At 71.8% G+C, this 22,581-nt stretch carries 26 protein-coding genes; 14 read left to right on the forward strand and 12 right to left on the reverse strand.

Annotated elements, in window-relative coordinates; all coding sequences use genetic code 11:
* Positions 1–524 precede the first annotated feature (524 nt).
* Complete coding sequence (locus AC529_RS04640; RefSeq protein ID WP_068753773.1) at positions 525–1,064, reverse strand: gamma carbonic anhydrase family protein; 540 nt, start codon at positions 1,062–1,064, stop codon at positions 525–527.
* 342 nt (positions 1,065–1,406) lie between these two features.
* Between AC529_RS04640 and AC529_RS04645 the strand changes: the two genes are divergently transcribed.
* Positions 1,407–2,498 carry a DivIVA domain-containing protein gene (locus AC529_RS04645; protein ID WP_232306571.1) on the forward strand — a complete coding sequence of 364 codons (1,092 nt, stop codon included), beginning with the start codon at positions 1,407–1,409 and terminating at the stop codon, positions 2,496–2,498.
* 72 nt (positions 2,499–2,570) lie between these two features.
* Here AC529_RS04645 and AC529_RS04650 read toward each other — a convergent pair whose 3' ends face one another.
* Positions 2,571–3,020: a GNAT family N-acetyltransferase gene (locus AC529_RS04650; protein WP_068753774.1), complete on the reverse strand. Its 450-nt coding sequence runs from the start codon at positions 3,018–3,020 to the stop codon at positions 2,571–2,573.
* Between the two features lie 690 nt (positions 3,021–3,710).
* Here AC529_RS04650 and AC529_RS19425 point away from each other — a divergent pair.
* The 3 genes from AC529_RS19425 (at position 3,711) to AC529_RS04665 (ending at position 6,115) form a co-directional block, all read left to right on the forward strand.
* Positions 3,711–4,361 carry a C40 family peptidase gene (locus AC529_RS19425; RefSeq protein ID WP_083947921.1) on the forward strand — a complete coding sequence of 217 codons (651 nt, stop codon included), beginning with the start codon at positions 3,711–3,713 and terminating at the stop codon, positions 4,359–4,361.
* A gap of 134 nt (positions 4,362–4,495) precedes the next feature.
* The gene (locus AC529_RS04660) at positions 4,496–5,512 is read left to right on the forward strand and encodes a sugar kinase (RefSeq protein ID WP_157080047.1); all 1,017 of its coding nucleotides are present in this window, start codon (positions 4,496–4,498) and stop codon (positions 5,510–5,512) included.
* 3 nt (positions 5,513–5,515) lie between these two features.
* On the forward strand, positions 5,516–6,115 hold the full coding sequence (locus tag AC529_RS04665; protein WP_198156288.1) for a bifunctional 4-hydroxy-2-oxoglutarate aldolase/2-dehydro-3-deoxy-phosphogluconate aldolase: 600 nt from the start codon (positions 5,516–5,518) through the stop codon (positions 6,113–6,115).
* Positions 6,116–6,179: 64 nt separating this feature from the next.
* On the opposite strand, the gene AC529_RS04670 is transcribed toward AC529_RS04665, so the two are convergent.
* Positions 6,180–6,509, reverse strand: a complete 330-nt coding sequence (locus tag AC529_RS04670; RefSeq protein WP_083947998.1) for a hypothetical protein — start codon at positions 6,507–6,509, stop codon at positions 6,180–6,182.
* Positions 6,510–6,736: 227 nt separating this feature from the next.
* On the opposite strand from AC529_RS04670, the gene hemC reads away from it, so the two are divergent.
* A complete protein-coding gene (gene hemC, locus AC529_RS04675; protein ID WP_083947922.1) occupies positions 6,737–7,702 on the forward strand; it encodes a hydroxymethylbilane synthase in 966 nt (321 codons plus the stop codon).
* A 183-nt stretch (positions 7,703–7,885) separates the two neighbouring features.
* Complete coding sequence (locus tag AC529_RS04680; RefSeq protein WP_068753791.1) at positions 7,886–8,155, forward strand: hypothetical protein; 270 nt, start codon at positions 7,886–7,888, stop codon at positions 8,153–8,155.
* A gap of 258 nt (positions 8,156–8,413) precedes the next feature.
* Here the strand turns inward: AC529_RS04680 and AC529_RS19955 are convergent, their stop codons facing one another.
* From AC529_RS19955 to AC529_RS04690, 3 genes are all read right to left on the reverse strand, one after another.
* A complete protein-coding gene (locus tag AC529_RS19955) occupies positions 8,414–8,566 on the reverse strand; it encodes a DUF7554 family protein (RefSeq protein WP_198156290.1) in 153 nt (50 codons plus the stop codon).
* A gap of 17 nt (positions 8,567–8,583) precedes the next feature.
* Positions 8,584–10,395: a BCCT family transporter gene (locus AC529_RS04685; protein WP_068753793.1), complete on the reverse strand. Its 1,812-nt coding sequence runs from the start codon at positions 10,393–10,395 to the stop codon at positions 8,584–8,586.
* Between the two features lie 113 nt (positions 10,396–10,508).
* Complete coding sequence (locus tag AC529_RS04690) at positions 10,509–11,261, reverse strand: exonuclease domain-containing protein (RefSeq protein ID WP_068753795.1); 753 nt, start codon at positions 11,259–11,261, stop codon at positions 10,509–10,511.
* A gap of 128 nt (positions 11,262–11,389) precedes the next feature.
* On the opposite strand from AC529_RS04690, the gene AC529_RS04695 reads away from it, so the two are divergent.
* A complete protein-coding gene (locus AC529_RS04695; RefSeq protein WP_068753797.1) occupies positions 11,390–11,602 on the forward strand; it encodes a hypothetical protein in 213 nt (70 codons plus the stop codon).
* Between the two features lie 88 nt (positions 11,603–11,690).
* On the opposite strand, the gene AC529_RS04700 is transcribed toward AC529_RS04695, so the two are convergent.
* From AC529_RS04700 to AC529_RS04715, 4 genes are all read right to left on the reverse strand, one after another.
* Positions 11,691–13,037 carry a dihydrolipoamide acetyltransferase family protein gene (locus tag AC529_RS04700; RefSeq protein ID WP_068753799.1) on the reverse strand — a complete coding sequence of 449 codons (1,347 nt, stop codon included), beginning with the start codon at positions 13,035–13,037 and terminating at the stop codon, positions 11,691–11,693.
* Positions 13,038–13,048: 11 nt separating this feature from the next.
* A complete protein-coding gene (locus AC529_RS04705) occupies positions 13,049–14,032 on the reverse strand; it encodes an alpha-ketoacid dehydrogenase subunit beta (RefSeq protein ID WP_068753801.1) in 984 nt (327 codons plus the stop codon).
* Positions 14,029–15,141, reverse strand: coding sequence for a pyruvate dehydrogenase (acetyl-transferring) E1 component subunit alpha (gene pdhA / locus AC529_RS04710; RefSeq protein WP_068753803.1), 1,113 nt, complete (start codon positions 15,139–15,141; stop codon positions 14,029–14,031). Before pdhA ends, AC529_RS04705 begins: the two co-directional genes overlap by 4 nt.
* A gap of 386 nt (positions 15,142–15,527) precedes the next feature.
* A complete protein-coding gene (locus AC529_RS04715) occupies positions 15,528–16,127 on the reverse strand; it encodes a sigma-70 family RNA polymerase sigma factor (protein ID WP_068753805.1) in 600 nt (199 codons plus the stop codon).
* Between the two features lie 485 nt (positions 16,128–16,612).
* On the opposite strand from AC529_RS04715, the gene purS reads away from it, so the two are divergent.
* From purS to AC529_RS04745, 6 genes are all read left to right on the forward strand, one after another.
* Positions 16,613–16,855, forward strand: a complete 243-nt coding sequence (gene purS / locus AC529_RS04720) for a phosphoribosylformylglycinamidine synthase subunit PurS (protein ID WP_068753807.1) — start codon at positions 16,613–16,615, stop codon at positions 16,853–16,855.
* Between the two features lie 107 nt (positions 16,856–16,962).
* Complete coding sequence (locus tag AC529_RS04725) at positions 16,963–17,403, forward strand: ATP-binding protein (protein WP_157080049.1); 441 nt, start codon at positions 16,963–16,965, stop codon at positions 17,401–17,403.
* Positions 17,404–17,488: 85 nt separating this feature from the next.
* Complete coding sequence (locus AC529_RS04730; protein WP_068753810.1) at positions 17,489–18,313, forward strand: SDR family NAD(P)-dependent oxidoreductase; 825 nt, start codon at positions 17,489–17,491, stop codon at positions 18,311–18,313.
* 114 nt (positions 18,314–18,427) lie between these two features.
* On the forward strand, positions 18,428–18,691 hold the full coding sequence (locus AC529_RS04735) for a phosphoribosyl-ATP diphosphatase (protein WP_068753812.1): 264 nt from the start codon (positions 18,428–18,430) through the stop codon (positions 18,689–18,691).
* A gap of 79 nt (positions 18,692–18,770) precedes the next feature.
* A complete protein-coding gene (gene hisG / locus AC529_RS04740) occupies positions 18,771–19,625 on the forward strand; it encodes an ATP phosphoribosyltransferase (RefSeq protein WP_068753814.1) in 855 nt (284 codons plus the stop codon).
* A 31-nt stretch (positions 19,626–19,656) separates the two neighbouring features.
* On the forward strand, positions 19,657–20,355 hold the full coding sequence (locus tag AC529_RS04745; RefSeq protein WP_068753816.1) for a spermine/spermidine synthase domain-containing protein: 699 nt from the start codon (positions 19,657–19,659) through the stop codon (positions 20,353–20,355).
* On the opposite strand, the gene AC529_RS04750 is transcribed toward AC529_RS04745, so the two are convergent.
* Entirely contained in the window at positions 20,345–21,553 is a 1,209-nt protein-coding gene (locus AC529_RS04750) for an FAD-dependent oxidoreductase (RefSeq protein WP_068753818.1), read from the reverse strand. The two genes, AC529_RS04745 and AC529_RS04750, sit on opposite strands and share 11 nt — an antisense overlap.
* Positions 21,554–21,629: 76 nt before the next feature.
* Between AC529_RS04750 and AC529_RS04755 the strand changes: the two genes are divergently transcribed.
* The gene (locus AC529_RS04755) at positions 21,630–22,124 is read left to right on the forward strand and encodes a MarR family winged helix-turn-helix transcriptional regulator (protein ID WP_068753820.1); all 495 of its coding nucleotides are present in this window, start codon (positions 21,630–21,632) and stop codon (positions 22,122–22,124) included.
* A gap of 33 nt (positions 22,125–22,157) precedes the next feature.
* Here the strand turns inward: AC529_RS04755 and trxA are convergent, their stop codons facing one another.
* The gene (gene trxA, locus AC529_RS04760) at positions 22,158–22,538 is read right to left on the reverse strand and encodes a thioredoxin (RefSeq protein ID WP_068753822.1); all 381 of its coding nucleotides are present in this window, start codon (positions 22,536–22,538) and stop codon (positions 22,158–22,160) included.
* Positions 22,539–22,581: the final 43 nt, after the last annotated feature.

Raw genomic sequence — 22,581 nt, forward strand, 5'->3', positions numbered from 1 at the left:
CGGGCCGGGGCGGGGCATCCGCGGCCGGGCGCGCCGACCGCGTTCGGCGTCATCGGGCGGCCTCCGCGCGACCGGAGTCGGCACCGCGCTCGCGCGCCCCGCGGACCGCGCAGCACGGGCCGCCTTCCGGCTGGGCCTCCGGCGGGACAACCGGACGCCCGACCGGGGCCGGGAAGGACGGGTCCCCGGCGGGCACCGCCGGGAAAGCCCCGGATCGTCTCGGAAACCGCGGCCGGAACTCCGGAAAAGGAGAGGCACGGCAGAAAGGCCCGAGCCCACCGCTCCCGGGCCGCGGTCGAAACGCCGGCCGCGGCCTTTCCGCCCGTCAATGCGGTCACTCTGTGAAACTCATATGTGACCGAAAGAGTTGTTCGGGATGATCGCCCGGTTCGTCGCCCCAGCCGGTGCGTGCGCGGCCGACGGTTCCCGGCTGTCGGCCCGACCGGGGCCTCGTTGCGGCGGCCGCCTGCCTCCCCGTGCGGCGGAGCCGGTGCGCGGTCCCGCCGGGGACGTCCCGGCCGGGGTCAGCGCCACTCGACGCTGCGGTGCTGCGCCGCGTACCCCATGTACCGCTCGGCGGTCCCCACCAGGTTCTCCCGCTCGGCGTCGGTCAGCTCCCGGACGACCCTGCCGGGCACTCCCGCCCACAGCGTCCCCGCGGGCACCCGCTTACCCGGCGGCACCAGCGCGCCCGCGGCCACGAGCGCTCCGGCCTCCACCGTCGCCCGGCCCAGGACGACGGCGTTGATCCCGATCAGCGCGCCGTCCTCGACCACCGCGCCGTGCACCATCGCCTTGTGGCCGAGGCTCACCCCGTCCCCCAGGACCGCGGGCTGTCCGGGGTCCGCGTGCAGGCAGCACAGGTCCTGGATGTTGCAGCGCTCCCCGACGACGATGTCCTCGGTGTCGGCGCGCAGGACCGACCCGTACCAGACGCTGCTGCGGGCGCCGATCCGGACCCGTCCCACCACCACCGCGCCCGGCGCGATCCAGGCGTCGGGATGGATCTCCGGCGTGCCGAAATCGGCCGATCCGATATGCGGTACCACACCGCTGTCGGGCATATGACCTCCTCGGGCAGAGGATCGCGTGCGGAGAGCGGAAATGACCGATACCGTCCACGCGGGGGCACAATCGCCCATACTTTAGTGTGGCGGCCTCTGACCGACGCGGTGGGGCCGCGCCCGTGCCGACGCCGCACGCCGGGGCCGGTACGGACACGCCACCGCCGGGCACACCGACTTGCCCGGCGCCACAGACCGCACTCTGTTCGTCCCCGCTCGCGCTACTGCGTTCTCCCGCTGCGAACGAGGATTCCCCCTCCTCGCCTCCGAGGTGTTACGGGAATGATAGGCAGAGAGTAAAAACACATCCCGCCCGATCACTGCGACCTGGTGACCAAGGACATGAACGAACACTCAGAGATACTTCCGAACCTGCTGCGCGAAGACGCCTTCCCGACGGTCCGCAAGGGCGGATACGACAAGCGTCAGGTCGACGACTTCGTCGTCAGGAACCACAACCAGCTCCGTGACCTCCAGGAGCGCCTGGCCCGTGCGCACGACGAGCTGGAGCAGTTGCGCCACGAGCTCGCCGAGGCCAAGGCCAAGGCCGCGGTCAAGCCGGAGCACGAGCAGATCAGCGAGCGCCTGGCCAACATCCTGCGCATCGCCGAGGAGGAGGCCGCGGACAAGCGGGCCCAGGTCGACAAGGAGGTGGAGGAGATCCGGGCCGCGGCCGAGGAGGAGGCCAAGGCCAAGGTCAAGAGCGCCCAGGAGCAGGCGGAGCGGATCGTCAACGGCGCCCGCGACGAGGCCAAGGAGCTGCTCACCTCCGCCAAGAAGGAGGCCGAGCAGTTGCGCGACCAGGCCGCCAAGGAGGCGGAGCGCAAGCTGAGCGAGGCCGAGGCACGCGCGAACAAGATCCACGACACCGCCGACCGGCGGCTGAAGCGGCTGACCGCGACGCACGGGGAGGCGCTGCGCCGTCTCAACGACATGCGCGACACCCTCGCCGAGCTGCTCCAGGCCGAGGCCAAGGCCGGGGTGCTGGACGCCGGTCTCAAGCGGTCCGACTTCGAGGGCAAGTCCGAGGCCGCCAAGTCGGCCGAGGCCGCGAAACCGGCCAAACCCGCCCAGCCCGCCCCCGCCAAGCCCGCTCCTGCCGAGGCTGCTCCCGCCGAGGCCAAGCAGGCCCCCGCCCCCGCGGCCAAGGCCGCGCCGTCCTCCTCCCCGGACGACGAGGCCACCACCCGGCTGGCGCCGGCCGACAACGAGGCCACGGTCAACCTGAACCCCGAGGAGCAGCCGAAGGCCGACCCGGTGTCGCAGCCGGTGCGTCCGCTTCCGGGACGCCCGGACGGCTTCCGCTACTCGGGTCCGGCGCCGACCGACGACGAGGCCACGGTTCCGGTTCCGCCCTCGAACGTCGGTCTCACCGGCATCTACCGCCGTCCCGTGGCCACCGAGCAGGGGAGCAAGGACTCCACCGCCTCGTGACACGGACCGCTGTGACGCGGTGAGGGGGCGGGACCGGAGCGGTCCCGCCCCCTCACCGTCGTACGCCGCCCCTCACAGGTAGCGGCGGAAGCCCTCGGCGGACGCGCTGAAGCCCATCGCCAGGCAGAACTCCCGGGCGATGCTCTGGCTCTCGTGGGCGAGCATCTCGATCTTGTAGCAGCCGGCCTGCACGGCGCGGTTGACCGCCTCCTCCAGCAGGGCCCGGCCGATCCCGGTGCGCCGGTAGGCCGCGTCCACCACCATGTTGTCGACCACCGCCCACGGCTGGGCGTCGTGGGTGAGGTTGGCGATCACGATCAGGTCGAGGGTGCCGATGATCTGTCCGCGCCGTTCGGCCACCAGGACGGTGCGCTCGGGGTCGTTCTCGATCCGGGTCCAGGCCCGCACGGTGGCCGAGGACATGCGAACGGTGCCGCTCTGCGTGGGAGCCGCCTCCCCCAGGTCGCGCAGGAGCCGCAGGATCGCACCGAGGTCAGACCGGACGGCCGCACGGATAATCATGGCTTCCGGAATCGTAGCCCACAGCGGTCGCAAGCCGGACGATGCCCCACATCAGCCCCATACCAGCGGGGTCGGCGCCGCGTCGCGGGCCGCCCGCCCCGCTCCGGGGAGACCGCCGCGGCGGACGGGGCGGGGCCCCGGACGCCGGTCCCGGCGACAGTGTGGTGATTCCTCCCGCACTGCTCCGGAAAATCCTTTTGCGCGGGTTACCGGAATTCTCGCACCCACCGGTTTTCCCAGGGTCAAGGAACGACCAATAAATCACAGGGAGCACTTTTTTCGCCACTACTCCATCGACACCTCGGCCGGGGGTTTGATCACAGATTCGGATCACCCCCGGCCCGCGGCGATTCATGGGATGATCGGATGGATAAATTCCGCGTTAAGCCACGCTGTGACTTGCTCGTGATGTTGTCTGAAGCACATATCAGCAGGGGCTTCTCCGATAACCGGCCAATCTTCCCCGACCCGTCGAAGAGGTGCTTTCCCGTCACAGCGCCCCTCTCCCCCCTCCCCTCTCCGGTACTTCCGATCCGATCGCACAGAGCCGCCTTCCGTCAGTGATTCGACAAGACACGCCGATTCGGTTTTTATATCCGCCGCCGGAGCGCCCTTGTGTTTCCGTGGGCAGCGTCATCCCCTTCCGCACGACGATTGTGGTCCTTTGTCCGAAAATCGAGGGAAGACACCATGTTCTGCAACGAGGGTCCCGGCCGGTCACAGCGCAGCAAGGCACCCCGCATCATCGGGCGGGCCGCCACGGCTTTCTCCGCGTTGACGCTGGCCGCCACGGTCAGCATCGCGACCGCCACTCCGGTCACGGGTGCGCCCTACCGTGTCGACCCGGGAGCGGACTCCGCTCAGGAGCAGCAGGCTCGGGACGGCAAGGGCAGCAAGGGGAGCAAGGACACCGACAAGAGCAGCAAGGAAAGCAAGGGGAGCAAGGACGACAAGGGCAGCAAGAGCAAGAGCGGCAAGGACAGCGGCGTCGGCGTGAAGGCGCTGCGCCACGCCGAGAGCAAGATCGGCGCCCCCTATCGCTGGGGGGCCGCCGGACCGTCCGCCTTCGACTGTTCCGGGCTTGTGCAGTGGTCCTTCAGACAGGCCGGAGTAACGCTGAAACGCACCACGACAGACCAGGTCACCCAGGGCTCGCCGGTCTCCCGTTCCCAGTTGCGCCCCGGTGACCTGGTCTTCTTCTACTCCGGCCCGAGCCACGTGGGCATCTACGCCGGCGACAACAAGATGATCCACGCCCCGCGTCCGGGGAAGAACGTGCAGATCGTCGACCTGTCCCGCTACTACGACCAGCACTTCCACTCCGCGCGCCGGATCTCCTGATCCGCAGCGCCCGCCGCCCCGCCCCGAGCGCGTGCCGAGTCGCCCGGAGCGGCCCGGCGGGCGCTCCGCACCGCCGTCCCCGGGCCTGCCGGAGGCGTTAGGGTGGCGGGCAGCAGTGCGGAGGTGGCGGCACGGTGGCCGGAACCGATTCCTACGACGCGATCTGCATCGGCGAGACCATGGGCCAGCTCGCCCCGGCGTCGGCGGTCCCGCTGGTCGACCAGCCCCCGCTGCTGCCGCGGATCGGCGGCGCGGAGTCCAACGTGGCCTGCGGACTGGCCGCCCTGGGCCACCGGGTCGCCTGGGTGGGCCGGGTGGGTGACGATCCGTTCGGGCGGATCGTCACCCGCACGCTGACCGGCTACGGGGTCGACGTCTCCCTGGTGGAGACCGACCCGCGGCGCCCGACCGGCCTCTACCTCAAGGACCCCGCTCCCGACGGCACCGCGGTGTACTACTACCGGCACGGCTCCGCCGCCTCCGCGATCGGCCCGGAACTCGCCGACCGGCCGGAACTGCGGGCCGCGCGGCTGCTGCACCTGTCGGGGATCACCCCGGCACTGTCGGCGGGCTGCGCCGCGTTCACCCGGAGGCTGCTCACCGGACGCGCCCCGGGGCCGCCGCTGGTCTCCTTCGACGTCAACCACCGGGCCGCCCTGTGGCCGGCCGCGAGGGCGGCGCAACCGCTCCTGGAGCTGGCCCGCTCCGCCGACCTGGTCCTCGTCGGCCGGGACGAGGCCGAACGGCTGTGGCACACCGCCACCGCCGACGACGTCCGCGCACTGCTGGACGGCGTGGCCCACCTCGTGGTCAAGGACGCGGGGGTCGGCGCGGTCCACTACGCGCGCGGGGAGCGGGTGGTCGTACCCGCTCCCCGGGTCGAGGTGGTCGAGGCGGTCGGCGCGGGCGACGCCTTCGCCGCGGGCTTCCTCTCCGGTCTGCTGGACGGCCGTGCCCCGGCACAGTGCCTGCGGCTGGGCCACGTCATGGCCGCCGCCACCCTGCTGAGCACCGCGGACCTGGCGCCCCTGCCGCCGCGCCCGGCCCGCGAGCGCCTCCTCGCCCTGTCCGACGCCGACTGGGCCGCCCTGCGCGTGCCCGACCCGGCGCTGTTCCCCCTCCCGTCCCCTCCCCACTTCTCCGGAGCGTGACCGATGCCTGTGGACCTCACCGACCTCTTCGCCGGTCAGCGGGTCATGGCGATCCTGCGCGGCATGTCCGAGCAGACCACCGTCGAGCTGGCCAACCGCGCCTGGGACCTGGGCATCGACCTGGTCGAGGTGCCCATCCAGTCGCCCGACGCGCTTCCCGCGCTGCGCGCGGCGGTGGCGGCGGGCCGGAGCCGCGGCCGACCGGTGGGCGCGGGCACGGTGACCACGCCCGCCCGGGTGGCCGCCGCCGCCGAGGCGGGGGCCGCCTTCACCGTGGCTCCCGGCTTCGACGGGGAGGTCCTGGCCGCCTCGCTCGCGGCGGGACTGCCGCACCTGCCCGGGGTGGCGACGCCCAGCGAGATCCAGCAGGCGCTGCGGCACGGCGTCACGTGGCTGAAGGCGTTCCCGGCCAGCGTGCTGGGGACCGCCTGGTTCGCCGCCATGCGCGGCCCGTTCCCCGAGGCCAACCTGGTGGCGACCGGGGGAGTCTCGGCGCACGACGCCGCGGACTACCTGGCGGCCGGCGCCCGGGCGGTGGCCGTGGGATCGGCGCTGGCCGACCCGTCCCAGTGGAAGCGGCTCGCCGAAATCGTCGGCGGTTGACCCCGGTCCGGCGGAGAATCACCGCGCGGGCAGTGGAACAGGCCGCCGCAGAAAAACGGTCGTATCACACGCATCCATGGCGAATCCGGGCAGCGGAATGGCTCGCAGAATCCTCGATCCGGATCGATCCGGCCCGAACAGGAATATCGAATTCGATTCTGCCGCGTTCCGAACACAGCACCAGGGCCGGATGGCAGGACGGCCCCGCGTACAGGGAGTACCCGGTGCCCGCGTCGGTGTCCACGGCCACGACCCCGCCCTGGTCGCACCGGAGGCGGCGGGCGGTCACCATCCCGATCGTCTGCCGGTGGCCGGACTCGTAGTGGACGGTCACCGGTCCGCCCGTGCGCCGGGGAACAGGCGGCGGCGCCGTCTGGACGATGGCGGCGGCCATGGCGGCGAGATGGTGCGGACGGACGGGCACGGCTGGTTCTCCACCTCCGGAAGCGCAATTCCTTGCCCAATGGTCATGGAGCTGACACCCTGTGTAAACAAAGGCGACAGGAACGGCGTGTCACCGCCGTCCGCGACACGAACTGCTGCGACGGCCGGGAACCGGGTGAACCATTGCCGGATTTTCATGTTTCGAGCTTGTTAAATTCCTGTTGATATGCGCGTAACATGCCTATCTTTGAGGTTGTGCTTCCTGTAGAACAGCAACGGTTACGGATCGGTACTCGCGTTTCCCCCACCGCCCGGGTCCACGCACTCCACGTGCGCGACCTGCTGGCCAAAGCCCTTCCCGAGATCTCCATGGAGATCATCCCCATCGAGACCGCCGCGGAGCGTCGCGTCGGCGGGTTCGCCTCGCTCCACGGACGCACCGCCGCCAAACGGGAGCTCGACAAGCGCCTGCTCTCCGGTCAGATCGACCTCGCGGTGCACTGGATGAAGGAGGTACCCAGCGACTCCACGGTCCCGGAGGGCATCACCTTCGGCGCCTACATCCGCCGCGAGGACATCCACGACGTCGCCGTCTTCCGTGCCGGATCGCCCTACCGGACGCTCGCCGAACTCCCCCCGGGAGCCGGTGTCGGGGTCGCCTCCGTCCACCGCTGCGGGCAGCTCCTGCGCTACCGCCCCGACCTGACCGTCCACACCACGCACGGGGACGCCGACAGCCAGATCGACGCCCTCGACGCCCAGGACGAGTACGAGGCGGTGATCGTGGCCCACTCCGAGATCGCCCGCCCGCACCCGCCGGAGGACCGGGCGATGCAGCCCCTCGACCTGGAGATGATGTGTCCGCCGATCGGGGCCGCAGCGATCGGTGTGGCCTGCCGGATCGACGACGTCCCCCTCGCCGATCTGCTCTACACGATCGACGACCCGCTCACCCGCGCCCACATCACCGCCGAACGCACCCTGCAACACGGCCTGCGGGCCCACTACGACAGCCCCATCGCCGGACACTGCTGGTCGCTGCCGGACGGCAGGCTCTCCCTGCGCGGACTGGTCTTCACCCGTGACGGGAGGCACATGGTCGAGGTGTGCGAGCAGGACGCCGGCAACCGGCCGACCCGCCTGGGCACCCGTGTCGCCGCCGCACTGCTCAGCCGCGGCGTGGGCGCCCTCATCTCCCACTGACCCAAGCCCCGGTTCCGCGGTGGGACGGGCCGGTCCCGCACCTGCCTCCCGCCCCACCGGAATCCCGCTGACGCAGTCGGGTCAGCGCCCCGCGGTCGGGCCCCGTACCCCGGCCGCGGGAACTTTCTTCCGGCCCCGCACGTCTGTCCCGGCGGACCGCCGGAGACCGACGGGAGGTGTGCCGTGGCGTCCGTCCTCGCCCAGGCCCTCCTGTCCGGGCTGGACGGCACCGCCCCGGGCCTGGGGCCGCTCGGCGCGCTGGCGGTGCTCGCCGTCGGCGCGGCCCTGCCGTGGATCGCCGTCCCCCGCTGCTGCCCGCGGGCCGCCGAGACCGAACCCCACGCCCGGAGGGGCGCGCTCCGCCAGCGCATCGGCGTCGTCGTCTCCGCGGCTCCCGACGTGCCCGGAAAGCCCTGGCCCCGGACTCCCGGCGCGGCCGTTCCGGCCGCGTGACCGCACCGACCCCGCTCCGTCCCGGTCCCGGAACCGGGAGGCTCCTCGCCGTTCGCGGACGGCAGGCGCCTTCCGCGGGCCTGCTCACCTGCCTGCCGTTCACCACGGTGCTGATCGCGGTGTTCGCCGCCGGCCGCCGGGGTCCACCTGGCGGTGTCCACGGCGTGGACGCTGGCGGAGCGCCTTGCGCTGCGCCGACCGGTCCGGGCCGCCTGAGGACGCGGGGCGCGCGGCGGGACCGGCCGCGCGCCCCGGCCCTCACCGGGTCCGGTTCTGCACCCAGCCCCAGACCGCGGTCGCCACGAAGAGCACCGCGCCGATGACGAACAACCAGAACAGTCCCTCGATGACCAGGCCGAGGATGGACAGCACCAGCCAGACGGCCAGCAGGACCAGGACGAGTTTCAGCATCACGGCCTCCAGGGGTGTCACGTCCGGGGCGGGTCGCCCCGCTGTCCACTACCCCCGGCACCCGCATCATGCGGGGCCTCCCCACGGGACCGGGTACTGCTCCCCCGCGGAGGCGGCACCTCCGATCCCGCGGGGGCCACGGAGAGCCGGAACCCCTCCTCGTAGGTGCGGGCGCCGGTGACGACCGCCTCGTGCACCAGCTCCCGTGCCCTGCGGGCGCGCATCGCCGCGGGGTCGCGCCGCAGCCCCTTCAGCAGGGCCACGCACAGCATGACCATCACGACCAGCCAGGGCGCGGCCCCCAGGATGGTGATGTTCTGCAACCCGTCGATGGCGGTGCTGCCCCCTTCGCCGACGAGCAGCATGATCGCGGCGACCGCGGCGATCAGCAGCCCCCACAGCACGGTCATGGGCACCCGCGGCTGGTCCGCGCCGCGCTGGGTGAGCGTGCCCATGACGATCGACGCCGAGTCCGCGCCGGTGATGAAGAAGATCGCGACCAGCAGCGCGACCAGCACGCTCACCGCCGTGCTCCACGGGAAGTACTGCAACATCCCGTAGAACTGCTCCTCGATCTCCCCCGTCCCGGCCAGGTCGACCCCCGACGCCTGGAGGCTGATCGCGGTGCCGCCGAAGACGGAGAACCAGACCAGGCTGACGACGCTGGGCACCAGGATGACGCCCGTCACGAACTCCCGGATGGTGCGTCCCCGGCTGATCTTGGCGATGAACAGCCCCACGAACGGGGTCCAGGAGATCCACCACGCCCAGTAGAACACCGTCCACGTCGACAGCCACTCGCCGGTCCCGCTCGCCCCGGTGGCCTCGGTACGCCCGGCCAGTTGGAAGAAGTCCTGGAAGTAGGCGGCGACCGAGCTCGGGATCAGGTTGAGGATGTACACGGTCGGCCCGGTGACCAGCACGAAGACCAGCAGCACCACGGCCATGACCATGTTGGTGTTGGACAGCCACTTGATGCCCCGGGCGATCCCCGACACCGCGGAGACCAGGTAGCAGGCCATGATGACGGCGATGACGAGGAGGAGCAGGCCGATCGTCGTCTCCTCCGCCCAGCCCAGGCTCTGTAGGCCGCCGCCGATCTGTAGGGCGCCCAGCCCCAGGGAGCACGCCGACCCGAACAGGGTGGCGAGGACGGCGATCACGTCGATGGTCTTGCCGATCGGCCCGTTCGCGGCCTTCTCCCCGATGAGGGGGATGAACGCCGCACTGATCAGTTGGCTGCGGCCGCGGCGGAAGGTGGTGTAGGCGATGGCCAGGCCGACCACCGCGTAGATCGCCCACGGGTACAGCGTCCAGTGGAACAGCGTGGTGGCCATCGCGGTGAGCGCGCGCTGCGCGTCGTCGCCGCCCGCGGTCCCCGGCGGCGGGGTGACGTAGTGGGCGAGCGGTTCGGCGACACCGTAGAACATCAGTCCGATGCCCATACCGGTGGCGAACATCATCGCGATCCACGACACCGTGGTGTAGCGGGGGGCCTCGCCCTCCCGGCCCAGCGGGATCCGGCCGTACCGGCTGAGGGCGAGCCACAGCGCGAACACCACGAACACCGACGCGGTGAGGACGAACACCCAGCCGCCGTAGCGCATCAGTCCGGACAGCAGGCTCCCGGCGACGGAGGCCAGCGACTCGTCGGAGACCGCGCCCCACACCACGAAGGCCAGGGTGAGGGTGGCCGCCGCGGCGAAGACCGCCCAGTCCGTCCGCGGCGCCCGCTCGGCCTCGAGGACGGGAGGCGGTTCCCACAGCAGTTCCCGGTTCTCGACCGGTTCGACAGCCTGTTCGGGTGACCCGAGATTCTTGCGTACCACGGTGAACCGGCGCGCCTGCGCGCCGCCTCCTTCCGCGAGAGCACGGAACGGAAACCTTCCACCGACTTCCCAGGTCACCGCCGTTCATGCCTCGCCGGTCGGATTCCCCCGGCTCACCACAGGCCCGGCTGCTCCTCCTCCAGCGGGATCAGCGGCCAGGACCGGCTGATGCGCGCGTCGGTCTGCCCCTTGCGGCGCAGGAACGCCTCGAAGGACGCGGCCTGCTCGGCTGCCGCGCGCACCTGGAGGTCGTGGAGCTCCAGGGGGGACAGACCGGCCAGGCGTGCTGCGGAGCGGCCGATGCTGCGGGCCACCGCCGCGGCCGCCGCCGCGTCCGCACCCGCCTCGTGGGCCCCGTCGTGGCGCACCCGGTAGTGGGCGCACAGCGCCTCCAGGTTGCGTTTGCCCCGGCGGTAGCGGTCGACGTGCCGGTCCAGGACCAGGGGGTCGACGATCGGGGCGACCGCGGCGAGCCGGTCCGACAGCGGGACGACGCCGTGGCGGCGGCACTCGCGGTCCAGGATGGTGAGGTCGAAGGGGGCGTTCATGATGACCAGCGGGATCCCCGCGGCCAGGAGGCGTTCCAGGGCCTCGGTGATCTCGGCCACCGCGGCGGCGGCGGGCTGCCCCTCTGCGGCGGCCCGCTCCGTGCTGATGCCGTGGATCGCGGCGGCAGCGGCGGGGATCTCGGTTCCGGGGTCGACCAGCCAGGTCCGCCGCGCGCTGGGGGAGCCGTCGGCGGCCGTCTCGATGACCGCCGCGGTCACGACGCGATCGCGTTCGAGATCGACCCCGGTCGTCTCCAGGTCGAAGGCGGCCAGGGGACCGAGGTGCCAGCCGGGAGCGGTCGCGCTGTTGTCCGTCATGCCGCGACTCTACTGGTCTGCGGTGACAGGGGCCCCGGTTCCGCGGAACCGTGACGCCGCGGTGCATACCGCGGGACACCCAGGGGATATTCACGGTGCGTAAGCGGCAGGAGTTGTCAGGGGGGAACATGCACGTCGGCCTCGAAGAAGCCTCACGCCAACTGGAGCAGGCCATCCACGACGCCCGGGTGTCGTTCGACTGCATCGCGCTGGAGGACCTGGACCGCGCCCACACCAACGCGATCACCGCCCGCGCCGCTCTCGACGCGGCCGAGAACGCCATCCGCGTCGCTCTTGAGGCCCAGCGCTCCGAGGAGCCCGCCGAGGACGGCTCCTCCTGATCCGCGCGTCCACAGCCTGTGGACACGGCGGGGCCCGGGGCGGACGCGCTCCGCCCCGGGCCCCGCGGACTCGTCGCGGCCGGCCCGGTCACCCCCAGGCCAGCACCAGCTCCTTGGGGTTCTCCAGCACCGCGCCGACGTCGCGCAGCACCTTCGAGCCCAGCTCGCCGTCGACGAGCCGGTGGTCGAAGGAGAGCGACAGCGTCGCCACCTTGCGGATCTTGAGCTTGCCCTTGTGCACCCACGGCATGTCGCGGATCTGGCCGACCGCCAGGATCGCGGCCTCGCCCGGGTTGAGGATCGGGGTCCCCCCGTCGACGCCGAAGACGCCGATGTTGGTGATGGTGATGGTGCCGCCGGTGAGGTCGGCCGGCGAGGTCCGCCCGCTCCGCGCCTTCTCGGTGAGCTCGGCCAGCGCCCGCGCCAGGTTCGGCAGCGGCAGCCGGTCGGCGTCCTTGATGTTGGGCACCACCAGGCCGCGCTCCGTGGCCGCCGCGATCCCCAGGTTCACGTAGTGCCGGACGACGACCTCCTGGTTCGCCTCGTCCCAGGAGGCGTTGATCCGCGGGTGGCGGCGCACCGCCACGAGCAGCGCCCGGGCCACCAGCAGCAGCGGGGAGACCTTCACGTCCGCGAACTCCGGACGCTCCCGCAGCCTGCGCACGGCCTTCACCGTCCTGGTGACGTCCACCTGGAGGAACTCGGTCACGTGCGGCGCGGTGAAGGCGCTGTCGACCATCGCCGCCGCCATGTGCTTGAGCACGCCCCTGACCGGGATGCGCTCCTCCCGCGCGGTACGGTCGGCGGCGGTCGGCGCCGGTGCGGAGACCGCCGGTTCGGGTGCGCGGGGGGCGGGCTGCGGCTCGGCCTGGGCGGCGTGGCGGCGCACGTCCTCGCGGGTGACGATCCCGTTCGGCCCGCTGGGGGTGACCGCGTGCAGGTCCACGCCGAGGTCCTTGGCCAGCTTGCGCACGGGCGGCTTGGCCAGCACCACGGTCCGGGTCCCCCGTTGCGGGGCGGCCGGACGGGACAGGGCGGGCGGCCCCGTGCGGCGGCGCGACCGGCGCCGGGTGGCCCCGCTCTTCACGCCGTAGCCGACGAGCACCGGTTCGGGCTTCTCCTCGGCGGGCCGTGCGGAGTCCGCCGACGCGGCGGCGGCCGGAGCGGGCGGCGCCCCGTCCGCACCACCGGTGTCCACCGCGATGATCGGGGTGCCCACCGCCACCGTCGTTCCGGCCTCCACCAGCAGCTCGCTCACCCGGCCCGGGAACGGGCTGGGCAGCTCCACCACGGCCTTGGCCGTCTCGATCTCGCAGATGACCTGGTTGACCTTGACCTCGTCGCCCGGCTGCACGGCCCACGACAGGATCTCGGCCTCGGTCAGGCCCTCGCCCACGTCGGGCAGCGCGAACTGTCGGATTCCCTGTTGAGTCATGCCCCAGCCCCTCAGAACGCGAACGAGCGGTCGACGCCGTCCAGGATCCGGTCCAGGTCCGGCAGGTAGTGCTCCTCCAGCCGCGAGGGCGGGTAGGGGGTGTCGAACCCGCCGACCCTGATGACCGGAGCCTCCAGGTGGTAGAAGCAGGACTCGGTGACCCGGGCGGCGATCTCCGCGCCCAGTCCGCTGGTCACCGGGGCCTCGTGGGCGACGACGAGGCGGCCGGTGCGGCGGACCGACTCGAAGACGGTGTCGTAGTCCACCGGCGAGAGCGACCTCAGGTCGACGACCTCGATGGAGTGCTCGGTGTCGGCCTCGGCGGCCTGGAGGGCGACCTTGACCATCGGCCCGTAGGCCACCAGGGTGAGGTCGGTGCCCGCACGGGCGACGCGGGCCGCCCCCATCGGGGTGGCCGCGGCGGGGGAACCCCCGGTGTGCACCGTGGCCTTGTCCCAGTAGCGGCGCTTCGGCTCCAGGAAGACCACCGGGTCGTCGCAGGCGATGGCCTGCTGGATCATCCAGTAGGCGTCCTCGGGGTTGGCGACGGTGACCACCCGGAGCCCCGCGGTGTGCGTGAAGTAGGCCTCGGGGGACTCGCTGTGGTGCTCGACCGCGCCGATGCCGCCCCCGTAGGGGATGCGGATGACGACGGGGAGGGTCAGCCGCCCCTCGGAGCGGGCCCGGAGTTTGGCGAGCTGGGTGAAGGTCTGGTCGGCGGCCGGGAAGAAGAAGCCGTCGAACTGGATCTCGCAGACCGGCCGGTAGCCGCGCATCGCCAGGCCGATCGCGGTGCCGATGATGCCGGACTCGGCCAGCGGGGTGTCGATCACCCGGTCCGGGCCGAAGTCCTTGTACAGGCCGTCGGTGATCCGGAAGACCCCGCCGAGCCGCCCCACGTCCTCGCCCATCACCAGGACCTTGGGGTCGTCCTCCATGGCGCGGCGCAGCCCCGCGTTGATCGCCTTGCCGAGGGTGAGTTCGGTTCCGCTCATCGGGCCGCTCCTTCCGCGCCCTCGAAGGAGGCCAGGTAGTCCGCGAACTCGGCGCGCTGCTGGTCCAGGTGGCTGTGCGGTTCGGCGTAGACCTCGCGGAAGATGTCCAGCGGCGCGGGGTCGGGCAGCGCACGGCAGTCGGTGCGCACCTGCTCCCCCAGCTTCTCGGCCTCGGCGTCGACCCCGGCGAAGAAGTCGTCGTCGGCCATGCCCTCGCGGACCAGGTAGGACCGCACCCGGGCGATCGGGTCCTTGCGCCGCCACTCCTCGGCCTCTTCCGAGGCCCGGTAACGGGTGGGGTCGTCGGAGGTGGTGTGCGCGCCCATCCGGTAGGTGAACGCCTCGATCAGCGTGGGACCCTGGCCCTCCCGGGCGCGTTGCAGCGCGTCGCGGGTGACCGCGAGGCAGGCGAACACGTCGTTGCCGTCCACGCGCAGCCCGGGGAAGCCGAACCCGGCGGCCCGGCGGTAGATGGGCGCACGGGTCTGGCGCTCCGACGGCTCGGAGATGGCCCACTGGTTGTTCTGGCAGAAGAAGACGACCGGCGCGTTGTTGACCGCGGCGTAGTTGAACGCCTCGTTGGTGTCGCCCTGGCTGGTGGCCCCGTCGCCGAAGTAGGTGATGACGGCGGTGCCGTCCGGGCCGAGCGCGCCGTCGCGCTGGACGCCCATGGCGTACCCGGTGGCGTGCAGCGTCTGGCTGCCGATGACGATGGTGTAGAGGTGGAAGTTGTGCTCGTAGGGGTCCCAGCCGCCGTTGGTGACGCCCCGGAACATGGCCAGCAGGTCCCGGTGGGTCACCCCCCGGCACCAGGCCACTCCGTGCTCACGGTAGGAGGGGAAGGCCATGTCCTGCGGTTGCAGGGCGCGGCCCGAGCCGATCTGTGCGGCCTCCTGGCCGAGCAGGGACGCCCACAGGCCCAGCTCGCCCTGCCTCTGGAGGGCGACGGCCTCGGCGTCGAGGCGGCGTACCAGGACGAGGTCGCGGTAGAGGCCGCGGACGTGGTCGGGGGTGGGGTCGAACGGATAGTCGGGGTGCGGTACGTACTCTCCGTCGGGGGTCAAGAGCTGAACGAGCTCTGGCTCTTCACGAGCGGTGCTGTCGGACACCTGGCGCTCCTCGGTCTCGCGGCCGACTGACGGGGTACCGCTGGTCGGCCTCTTGCCGCCCGTCCGTTCCACCCGGGGTGACGGGTGTGACCGGACGGCCTACCGCCATCGTGACAGAAGTCACTATGGAGCGCGCAAGACCCCGGCGGCACCACACGTCGTTTGACCATGATCCCGCAGAACAAGAAAAATCCCAAATACCAGGCCTTCCTATCAAATACAAGGAATTCCGAATAAAAATTCGGTACTCCTAGCTCTTCGGTAAAAGAAGACCAGGGGAGAACGGACCGTGTGCGAACGGCGCCGGGAAAACTCGCGGGACGGGAGGAGCGGGCACGACGTGTCGCCGACCGGGCACCGCACGTGCCGGGCGGCGCGGACCGGGGTCAGTCGGCGTGCAGGCCGCGCTCCCTGGCGTAGTCCGCGAGCAGGACGCGCAACTGGCGGCGGGCGCGGTGGAGGCGGGACATGACGGTGCCCAGCGGGGTGTCCATCCGCTCGGCCACCTCCTTGTAGGAGAAGCCCTCGACGTCGATCAGGTAGACGACCAGGCGGAACTCCTCGGGCAGCCGGGCCAGCGCCGTGCGCACCGCGGAGTCGGGCAGCCGGTCGAGGACCTCGGCCTCGGCCGAACGCGAGCCGGTGGCGGCGTGCGCGTCGGCCGCGGCGAGCTGCCAGTCCTTGATCTCGTCGGTGATCTCCTGGCGGGGCTCGCGCTGCTTCTTGCGGTAGCCGTTGATGAAGGTGTTGGTGAGGATGCGGTAGAGCCAGGCGCGCAGGTTGGTGCCGGCCCGGAACTGGTGGAAGTTGGCGAACGCCTTGGCGAAGGTCTCCTGCACCAGGTCCTCGGCGTCGGCCGAGTTCCTGGTCATGCGCAGGGCTGCCGGGTAGAGCTGGTCCGCGTAGGGCGTGACGGCCTCGGTGAAGTCGGGAGCCTCCACGAGGACGCCGGCTTCCGCAGGGCGTTCGAGTTCAATGGTCGCCAAAATTTCCCCCTAGGGACGACCGGAGATGCTGCCACTTGGTGAGACGCACTCCCGTCCGGTCTACGATGCCTGAATCTCAGGTGATTAAAGTCACGAATGCCCCTTTCCGGGTACCACTCGCAGTGGGAATCCGGTAGGAAAGATCCTTAAAATCCCTCCGTGTGGGAGCACACACCGGAGGTGCCGGGCGCAGCGTCCGCGGAATTCCACTCCTCCGCGCCACGTCTCCTGCGCCGCTCCGGCACTACCGGACCGCTTCCCACGATGCGGCTCCGCACACATCCCCCGCGGCTCTTCCCCGGCGAGCAGCCGGTTTCCTCCCCGTGCCGACGGTGCCGTACGCTCTGGTTGTCCGGGCCGCAGCCGAGCCGCGGCCGGCGCCCGCCGGTTCCCCGCTCGCCTGACGGCCTCTTCGTGCGCCCCGTGTACCGACCGGAACACGGCCGGCGCCTCACACCACCGGTGCGGCACAACCTGGAGGACCCGTGGCCCGCGTCATCGTCGATGTCATGCTCAAGCCCGAGATCCTGGACCCGCAGGGACAGGCCATCCTGGGGGCCTGCGGGCGTCTCGGCTTCTCCGGGGTGACCCAGGTCCGTCAGGGCAAGCGTTTCGAGATCGAGATCGAGGGGGAGGCCGACGAGGCCCGTCTCGCCGAGGTCCGCAAACTCGCCGAGACCCTGCTCGCCAACCCCGTCATCGAGGATTTCGCGCTCCGCGTGGAGTGACTCCCGCCGTCGGACAGACACCGAAATCTGACCGAAATTAAGCGGTTTCATAGGAAAAGCGTCGGGAAAGTCTCTAACCGTGCCAACGGGGTTGGGGGCTGACTCGGATGGATGAGCGATTTCTCGTCGCACTGCCCAGGGCGGCATACACCGTCCCCGTACTGCGGAATTTCCTGAAGAGCACCCTACAGGTCCACGGTGTCTGCCCCGACTGCCGACGCGACATCCTGGTGGCGGCCTCCGAGGCGTGCGCGAATGTGGTCGACCACGGCGAGCCCGCGCCCGATTACCAGGTTTCGGTCCGCATCGAACGAACCTTCTGCACTCTGCGGATCACGCACAACGGCCGCCGCTTCACCCCCGTGGCCGTGCCCGTCCGGCCCGCGGTGGAGTCCGAGTCGGGCCGGGGCGTCTTCCTGATGCACTGCCTCATGGACGAGGTCGACTTCGCCGTCGAACCCGACGGGCGCACCACGGTGCTGCTGTCCAAGCGGCTGTGCCTGCTGCCCTCGGCCGGCCGCTCCCTGGCCGCCACCGCGGCCGGGTGAGCCGCTCGGCGGCGGCCCGGCCGCCCCCGGACCCTTCGGGCAATCGCCTCGCACCGCCCCCAGAGCGGCGATACCATCCGTAACCATGAGCGACCGCCACGCGCACCCCCGTACCGCACTGGTCACCGGAGCCTCCACCGGCATCGGCGCGGAGTACGCCCGCCAACTGGCCGAACGCGGCTACTCCGTGGTGCTGGTGGCCCGCAGCGCCGACCGTCTCGCCTCCCTCGCCACCGAACTGACCGAACGCTACGGGGTACGGACGCAGGCCCTGCCCGCCGACCTCACCGCCGACGCGGACCTGGCTCAGGTCGAGGAGCGGCTGCGCGCGACCGGCGACGCCGACGCCCCGATCGACCTGCTGGTCAACAACGCGGGCCAGGGCCACGGCGGCGAGTTCGCCACCCAGCCGGTCGAGGGCATCGACAGCACGATCGCGCTGAACGTCCGCGCGCTCACCCGGCTGGCGCGCGCCGTGCTGCCGGTGCAGATCGAGCGGGCGGAGCGGCTGCGCTCCGCCGGACGGCCCCGGCCGATCGGTGTGATCAACGTCGCCTCGGTGGCCGGGCTGCTCCCGTCCTCCCCGGGCGGCGCGGTCTACGCCGCCACCAAGGCGTATGTGCTGTCCTTCACCGACACGCTCGCGGTCGAGACGGCCGGGCGCGGCGTGCGGGTGTCCGCGGTGCTCCCCGGCTACGTGCGCACCGACATGACCCGCTACGTGCAGGAGCGGGGCCTGCCCGACTTCGCGTTCGTCCCCAAGGAGCGCGTGGTCGCCGACTCACTGCGCGCCTGGGCCGCGGGCCGCCGCCGGGTGGTGCCCAGCCCTCAGTACCAGGCGGTCAGCGCCCTGCTCCACGTACTGCCTCCGGGGCTGTTCAACACGGTGGCCCGGCGTGTCAACCCGTGACCGCCCGGTGCCGCGGCCCGCGGAGGGCGTTCACCTCCGCTTCACCCTCCTCAGGTTCCCCTCCGGTTTCGGCTGCGCCTACCCTAGGAGGGCAGGCAGTCGAGGAAAGAGATCATGAAGACCTTCGAAGAGCTGTTCGCCGAGCTGTCCGAGAAGGCGCGGACCCGGCCCGCGGGGTCGGGCACGGTCGCCCAACTGGACGCCGGTGTGCATGCGATCGGCAAGAAGGTCGTCGAGGAGGCGGCCGAGGTCTGGATGGCCGCCGAGTACCAGAGCGACGAGGAGACCGCCGAGGAGATCTCCCAACTGCTCTACCACCTCCAGGTCCTGATGCTGGCGCGCGGGCTGCGCCTGGAGGACGTCTACCGCCATCTCTAGGTCGGTCTCGCCCCCTGTCCGAGACCGGCCCGGCCCTGACGTCCCAAGTACCGGAACCCGTGAGCCGAGGAAGCATTCCATGACCGATCTGCTGCGTATCGCCGTGCCCAACAAGGGGCAGCTCTCCGAACCCGCCGTCGCCATGCTGCGCGAGGCCGGGTACCGCCAGCGCAAGGACTCCCGCGACCTGGTCCTGCTCGACCCCGACAACGGGGCCGAGTTCTTCTTCCTGCGCCCCAGGGACATCGCCGTCTACGTCGGCGAGGGCATCCTCAACGTGGGGATCACCGGGCGCGACATGCTGCTCGACTCCGGCGCCCCGGTCGAGGAGCTGCTGCCGCTGGGCTTCGGCGGCTCCACGTTCCGCTTCGCCGCGCGCAACGGCTCCTCGATGACGGTCGAGGACCTCGCCGGGAAGCGCATCGCCACCTCCTACGAGGGGCTGCTCACCTCCTACCTGGCCGAGCGCGGCATCGATGCGCGGGTCATCCACCTGGACGGCGCGGTGGAGAGCTCGATCCAGTTGGGCGTGGCCGACGTGGTGGCCGACGTGGTGTCCACCGGCACCACCCTGCGCCAGGCCGGGCTGGAGCCGTTCGGCGAGCCCATCCTGGTGTCGGAGGCCGTGGTCATCCGCCGCAAGGGCGCGCCGGACGACCCGAAGGTCGAACAACTGCTGCGGCGCCTGCGTGGCGTGCTCGTCGCCCGCGACTACGTGATGATGGACTACGACGTGCACGCCGAGCGCCTGGAGGAGGCCACCGCGCTCACTCCCGGTATGGAGGGGCCGACCGTCTCCCCGCTGCACCGGGAGGGCTGGGTCGCGGTGCGCGCCATGGTGCCGCGCCGGGACGCCCAGCGGATCATGGACGACCTCTGGGAGATCGGGGCGCGCGCCATCCTGGTCACCGACATCTACGCCTGCCGTCTGTGAGGGGCGGCAGCGGAGGAGGTCCGCAGTAGGAATGCCGTTCCGCACCGATCCAGCCGAACCGGTGGTGGTCGACCGGGCTCCGGGGGCGAGCGGTGGGGAACTGGTGCTGCGGCGGGTCGGCGCCGACTACGAGATCATCAGCAACGGGGTGTTCCTCATGGACACCCGGGACGGCCGTTCCGAGCGCGAGCTGGTCCGCGCCTGCCTGCGTGTCCTGCCCGCCGACCGCACCGGCCTGCGGGTGCTGGTGGGCGGGCTCGGCGTGGGGTTCTCCGCGGCCGAGGCGCTGGCCTGTCCGCGGGTGGCGCTGGTGCGGGTCGTCGAGGTGGAGCCGCAGGTCGTCGCCTGGCACGCCGGGCCGCTGGGGGAGGTCGCGGGGCGTCCGCTCGACGATCCCCGCTGCCGGGTGGTCTGCGCCGACCTGGTCGAGTGGCTGGCCGACGCGGACGAGCGCTTCGACGCGGTGTGCCTGGACATCGACAACGGGCCCGACTGGACCGTGGCCGAGGGCAACCGGAGGCTGTACGGCCCGTCCGGACTGGACCGCCTGGCGCGGGTCACCGCCCCCGGCGGGGCCGTGGCGTTCTGGAGCGCGATGCCCGCGCCGGACTTCGCGGCGCTGCTGGGGCGCCGGTTCGGCGGGGTCGAGGAGATCCGGGTCCCGGTGCGCCGGGGCGACCCGGACGTGGTGTACCTGGTCCGTCCCGGCGCCGCGGGGCTCAGTCGGTGACCGGCACCGGGTCGGCGAGGTCGACCCGGTGGTCGAAGATCCAGGAGTGCCCGCCGCGCAGCGCGATGAGCCGGAGGACGATCGGGAGCGTCAGGTCGCGCAGGAGCACCCCGATCCGGCTGGTGACGAGCTTCTGGTCGCCTCTGCGCCGCCCCTCGGCGACGATCCGTTCGACCCGGCCGCGGCGCAACCGCTCGTAGGTGCGCAGGGCCGTGGCGGGGTCGGCCGCGTCGCGCAGGCACGCGGCGAGGACCACGGCGTCCTCCACGGCCAGGGAGGCGCCCTGGCCGCTGGAGGGGGACACCGCGTGCGCGGCGTCGCCCAGCAGCGCGACCCGGCCCGAGGTCCAGCGGGGCAGCGAGGCGATGTCGTGGATGCCGACCGGGCGGAAGGCGTCGACCGGGGAGGCCCGCAGGATCTGCGTGATGGCGGGGTGGTCGTCGGCGAACAGGGCCAGGACGTGGCGCCGCCACTCCTCGGCGTCCCGCCCGGCGAGCGCGGTGCGGTCGGCTTCGGGGTGCGGGACGTTGACGAACCAGTGGTTCCGGCCGTCGGCGGCGGTCTGGTAGCCGAAGAAGGCCCGGCGGGCGAAGACCATGCGCATCGTCCGCTCCGGTGTGGCGGGGACCGGCAGGGGCGGCGCGCAGCCGCCGAGGTTGAGCAGCCCGGTGTAGGCGGGGCGGGGAGCGGACGGGTCCATGATGCGGCGCACCGGCGAGTGGATGCCGTCCGCTCCGACGAGGACGTCGCCGTGCGCGGTGCTCCCGTCCGCGAACTCGGCGGTGACGCCGTCGTCGGTGGCGGTGAAGCCGACCAGGCGCCGTCCGTACTCGATGCGCACCCCCTGGGCGCGGGCGCCCTCGGCGAGGACGCGCTGGAGGGTCCCGCGCATCACGGTGACGGTCTGGAGGCCCTCGTCCAGCTCGTCGGAGCCGTCGTCGAGCAGCCCGAGCCGCCGTCCCGCGCCGTTCCAGAACTCGATGCGGGTGGTGGGGAACAGGGCCGCGGAGCGGACCGGGTCGAGCAGGTCGAGCGTGCGCAGGGCGGCCAGGCCGTTGGGGGCCAGGGTGAGGAAGCTGCCCAGGGCGGGGGCGGGACCGTCGTGCGCCTCGTGGACGACCGCCTCCACCCCGACGCGGCGCAGGGCCGTCGCGACGACCGATCCGCCGATGCCGGAGCCGATGACCAGTGCTCTCATGGCGGAGCTCCCGATAGAATCGACGTCGCTGATTTATTTCTTTCGTACGAACGAAATATATGTCCGGAGGAGAGCCATGTCAACGGACCCCTCCCCCCGCCGGGCCGCCCTGGTCGGCCGGGTCAGCGCCGCGGGCCGGGAGCTGAGCAACGCGGCGGTCGTGTTCCACACCGTGCTGGCCGAGCGGCTGGGCCTGGGGGCCACCGAGTGGAAGATTCTCGACCTGCTGGAGCGGCACGGCCCCCTGACCGCGGGAGAACTGGTGCGCCGCTCCGGGCTCGCACCGGCGTCGATCACCGGGGTGGTGGACCGCCTCCAGCGCCGCGGCTACGTCCAGCGCGGCCGGGACCCGCAGGACGGCAGGCGCGTGGTCGTGCGGATCAGCGACACGGACGCGCTGCACCGGGACGTCGGGTCGGCCTTCACCGGGCTGCTCGCCCGCCTGGAGAAGCTCTACGAGCGCTACACCGACGAGCAGTTGGAGACGGTCGACGGCTTCCTGCGCGAGGCCGCGCGGCTCCAGCGCGAGGCGGCGGCCGAGATGGCGGAGGGCGGCGGGGACGACCGCTGACCGGCCCCCGCGCCGCCCTCCGGCGCCGCCTCGCTACCCCTGTGCCGCGCCGTCGCCCTGCTGCTGGGCGATCTGCCTGCGCACCTCGTCCATGTCGAGGGCGCGGGCCTGCTGGATGAGGTCCTCCAGCGCGGCCTCGGGCAGGGCGCCGGGCTGGGCGTAGAGCACGGTCCGGTCGCGCACGATCATCAGCGTCGGGATCGACTGGATGTTGAAGCTGGCCGCCAGCTCCTGCTGGGCCTCGGTGTCGACCTTGGCGAACAGCAGGTCCTGGTGCTTCTCCGAAGCCCGCTCGTAGATCGGTGCGAACATCTTGCAGGGTCCGCACCAGGACGCCCAGAAGTCGATCAGGACGAAGTCGTTCTCCTGGAGCGTCTGGTTGAAGTTGTCCTTGGTCAGTTCGATGGTGGCCACAGGGTCTCCTGGTCGTGGCTTCGGTAACGGTCTACAGGTAGAG

It is taken from the genome of Thermobifida cellulosilytica TB100 (assembly GCF_001517975.1).
In the GTDB taxonomy this organism is placed as follows: domain Bacteria; phylum Actinomycetota; class Actinomycetes; order Streptosporangiales; family Streptosporangiaceae; genus Thermobifida; species Thermobifida cellulosilytica.

What these genes read in the sequence shown, in the direction of transcription:
- AC529_RS19425 (WP_083947921.1), top strand. Translation starts at nt 3,711, where the DNA reads ATGTTCTGCAACGAGGGTCCCGGCCGGTCACAGCGCAGCAAGGCACCC.
- AC529_RS04650 (WP_068753774.1), bottom strand. Translation starts at nt 3,020, where the DNA reads ATGATTATCCGTGCGGCCGTCCGGTCTGACCTCGGTGCGATCCTGCGG.
- AC529_RS04695 (WP_068753797.1), top strand. Translation starts at nt 11,390, where the DNA reads ATGCACGTCGGCCTCGAAGAAGCCTCACGCCAACTGGAGCAGGCCATC.
- AC529_RS04725 (WP_157080049.1), top strand. Translation starts at nt 16,963, where the DNA reads ATGGATGAGCGATTTCTCGTCGCACTGCCCAGGGCGGCATACACCGTC.
- AC529_RS19955 (WP_198156290.1), bottom strand. Translation starts at nt 8,566, where the DNA reads ATGCTGAAACTCGTCCTGGTCCTGCTGGCCGTCTGGCTGGTGCTGTCC.
- AC529_RS04750 (WP_068753818.1), bottom strand. Translation starts at nt 21,553, where the DNA reads ATGAGAGCACTGGTCATCGGCTCCGGCATCGGCGGATCGGTCGTCGCG.
- AC529_RS04670 (WP_083947998.1), bottom strand. Translation starts at nt 6,509, where the DNA reads ATGGCCGCCGCCATCGTCCAGACGGCGCCGCCGCCTGTTCCCCGGCGC.
- AC529_RS04735 (WP_068753812.1), top strand. Translation starts at nt 18,428, where the DNA reads ATGAAGACCTTCGAAGAGCTGTTCGCCGAGCTGTCCGAGAAGGCGCGG.
- AC529_RS04645 (WP_232306571.1), top strand. Translation starts at nt 1,407, where the DNA reads ATGAACGAACACTCAGAGATACTTCCGAACCTGCTGCGCGAAGACGCC.
- AC529_RS04705 (WP_068753801.1), bottom strand. Translation starts at nt 14,032, where the DNA reads ATGAGCGGAACCGAACTCACCCTCGGCAAGGCGATCAACGCGGGGCTG.
- AC529_RS04690 (WP_068753795.1), bottom strand. Translation starts at nt 11,261, where the DNA reads ATGACGGACAACAGCGCGACCGCTCCCGGCTGGCACCTCGGTCCCCTG.
- AC529_RS04665 (WP_198156288.1), top strand. Translation starts at nt 5,516, where the DNA reads ATGCCTGTGGACCTCACCGACCTCTTCGCCGGTCAGCGGGTCATGGCG.
- AC529_RS04755 (WP_068753820.1), top strand. Translation starts at nt 21,630, where the DNA reads ATGTCAACGGACCCCTCCCCCCGCCGGGCCGCCCTGGTCGGCCGGGTC.
- AC529_RS04745 (WP_068753816.1), top strand. Translation starts at nt 19,657, where the DNA reads ATGCCGTTCCGCACCGATCCAGCCGAACCGGTGGTGGTCGACCGGGCT.
- hemC (WP_083947922.1), top strand. Translation starts at nt 6,737, where the DNA reads ATGCCTATCTTTGAGGTTGTGCTTCCTGTAGAACAGCAACGGTTACGG.
- AC529_RS04640 (WP_068753773.1), bottom strand. Translation starts at nt 1,064, where the DNA reads ATGCCCGACAGCGGTGTGGTACCGCATATCGGATCGGCCGATTTCGGC.
- AC529_RS04730 (WP_068753810.1), top strand. Translation starts at nt 17,489, where the DNA reads ATGAGCGACCGCCACGCGCACCCCCGTACCGCACTGGTCACCGGAGCC.
- AC529_RS04700 (WP_068753799.1), bottom strand. Translation starts at nt 13,037, where the DNA reads ATGACTCAACAGGGAATCCGACAGTTCGCGCTGCCCGACGTGGGCGAG.
- hisG (WP_068753814.1), top strand. Translation starts at nt 18,771, where the DNA reads ATGACCGATCTGCTGCGTATCGCCGTGCCCAACAAGGGGCAGCTCTCC.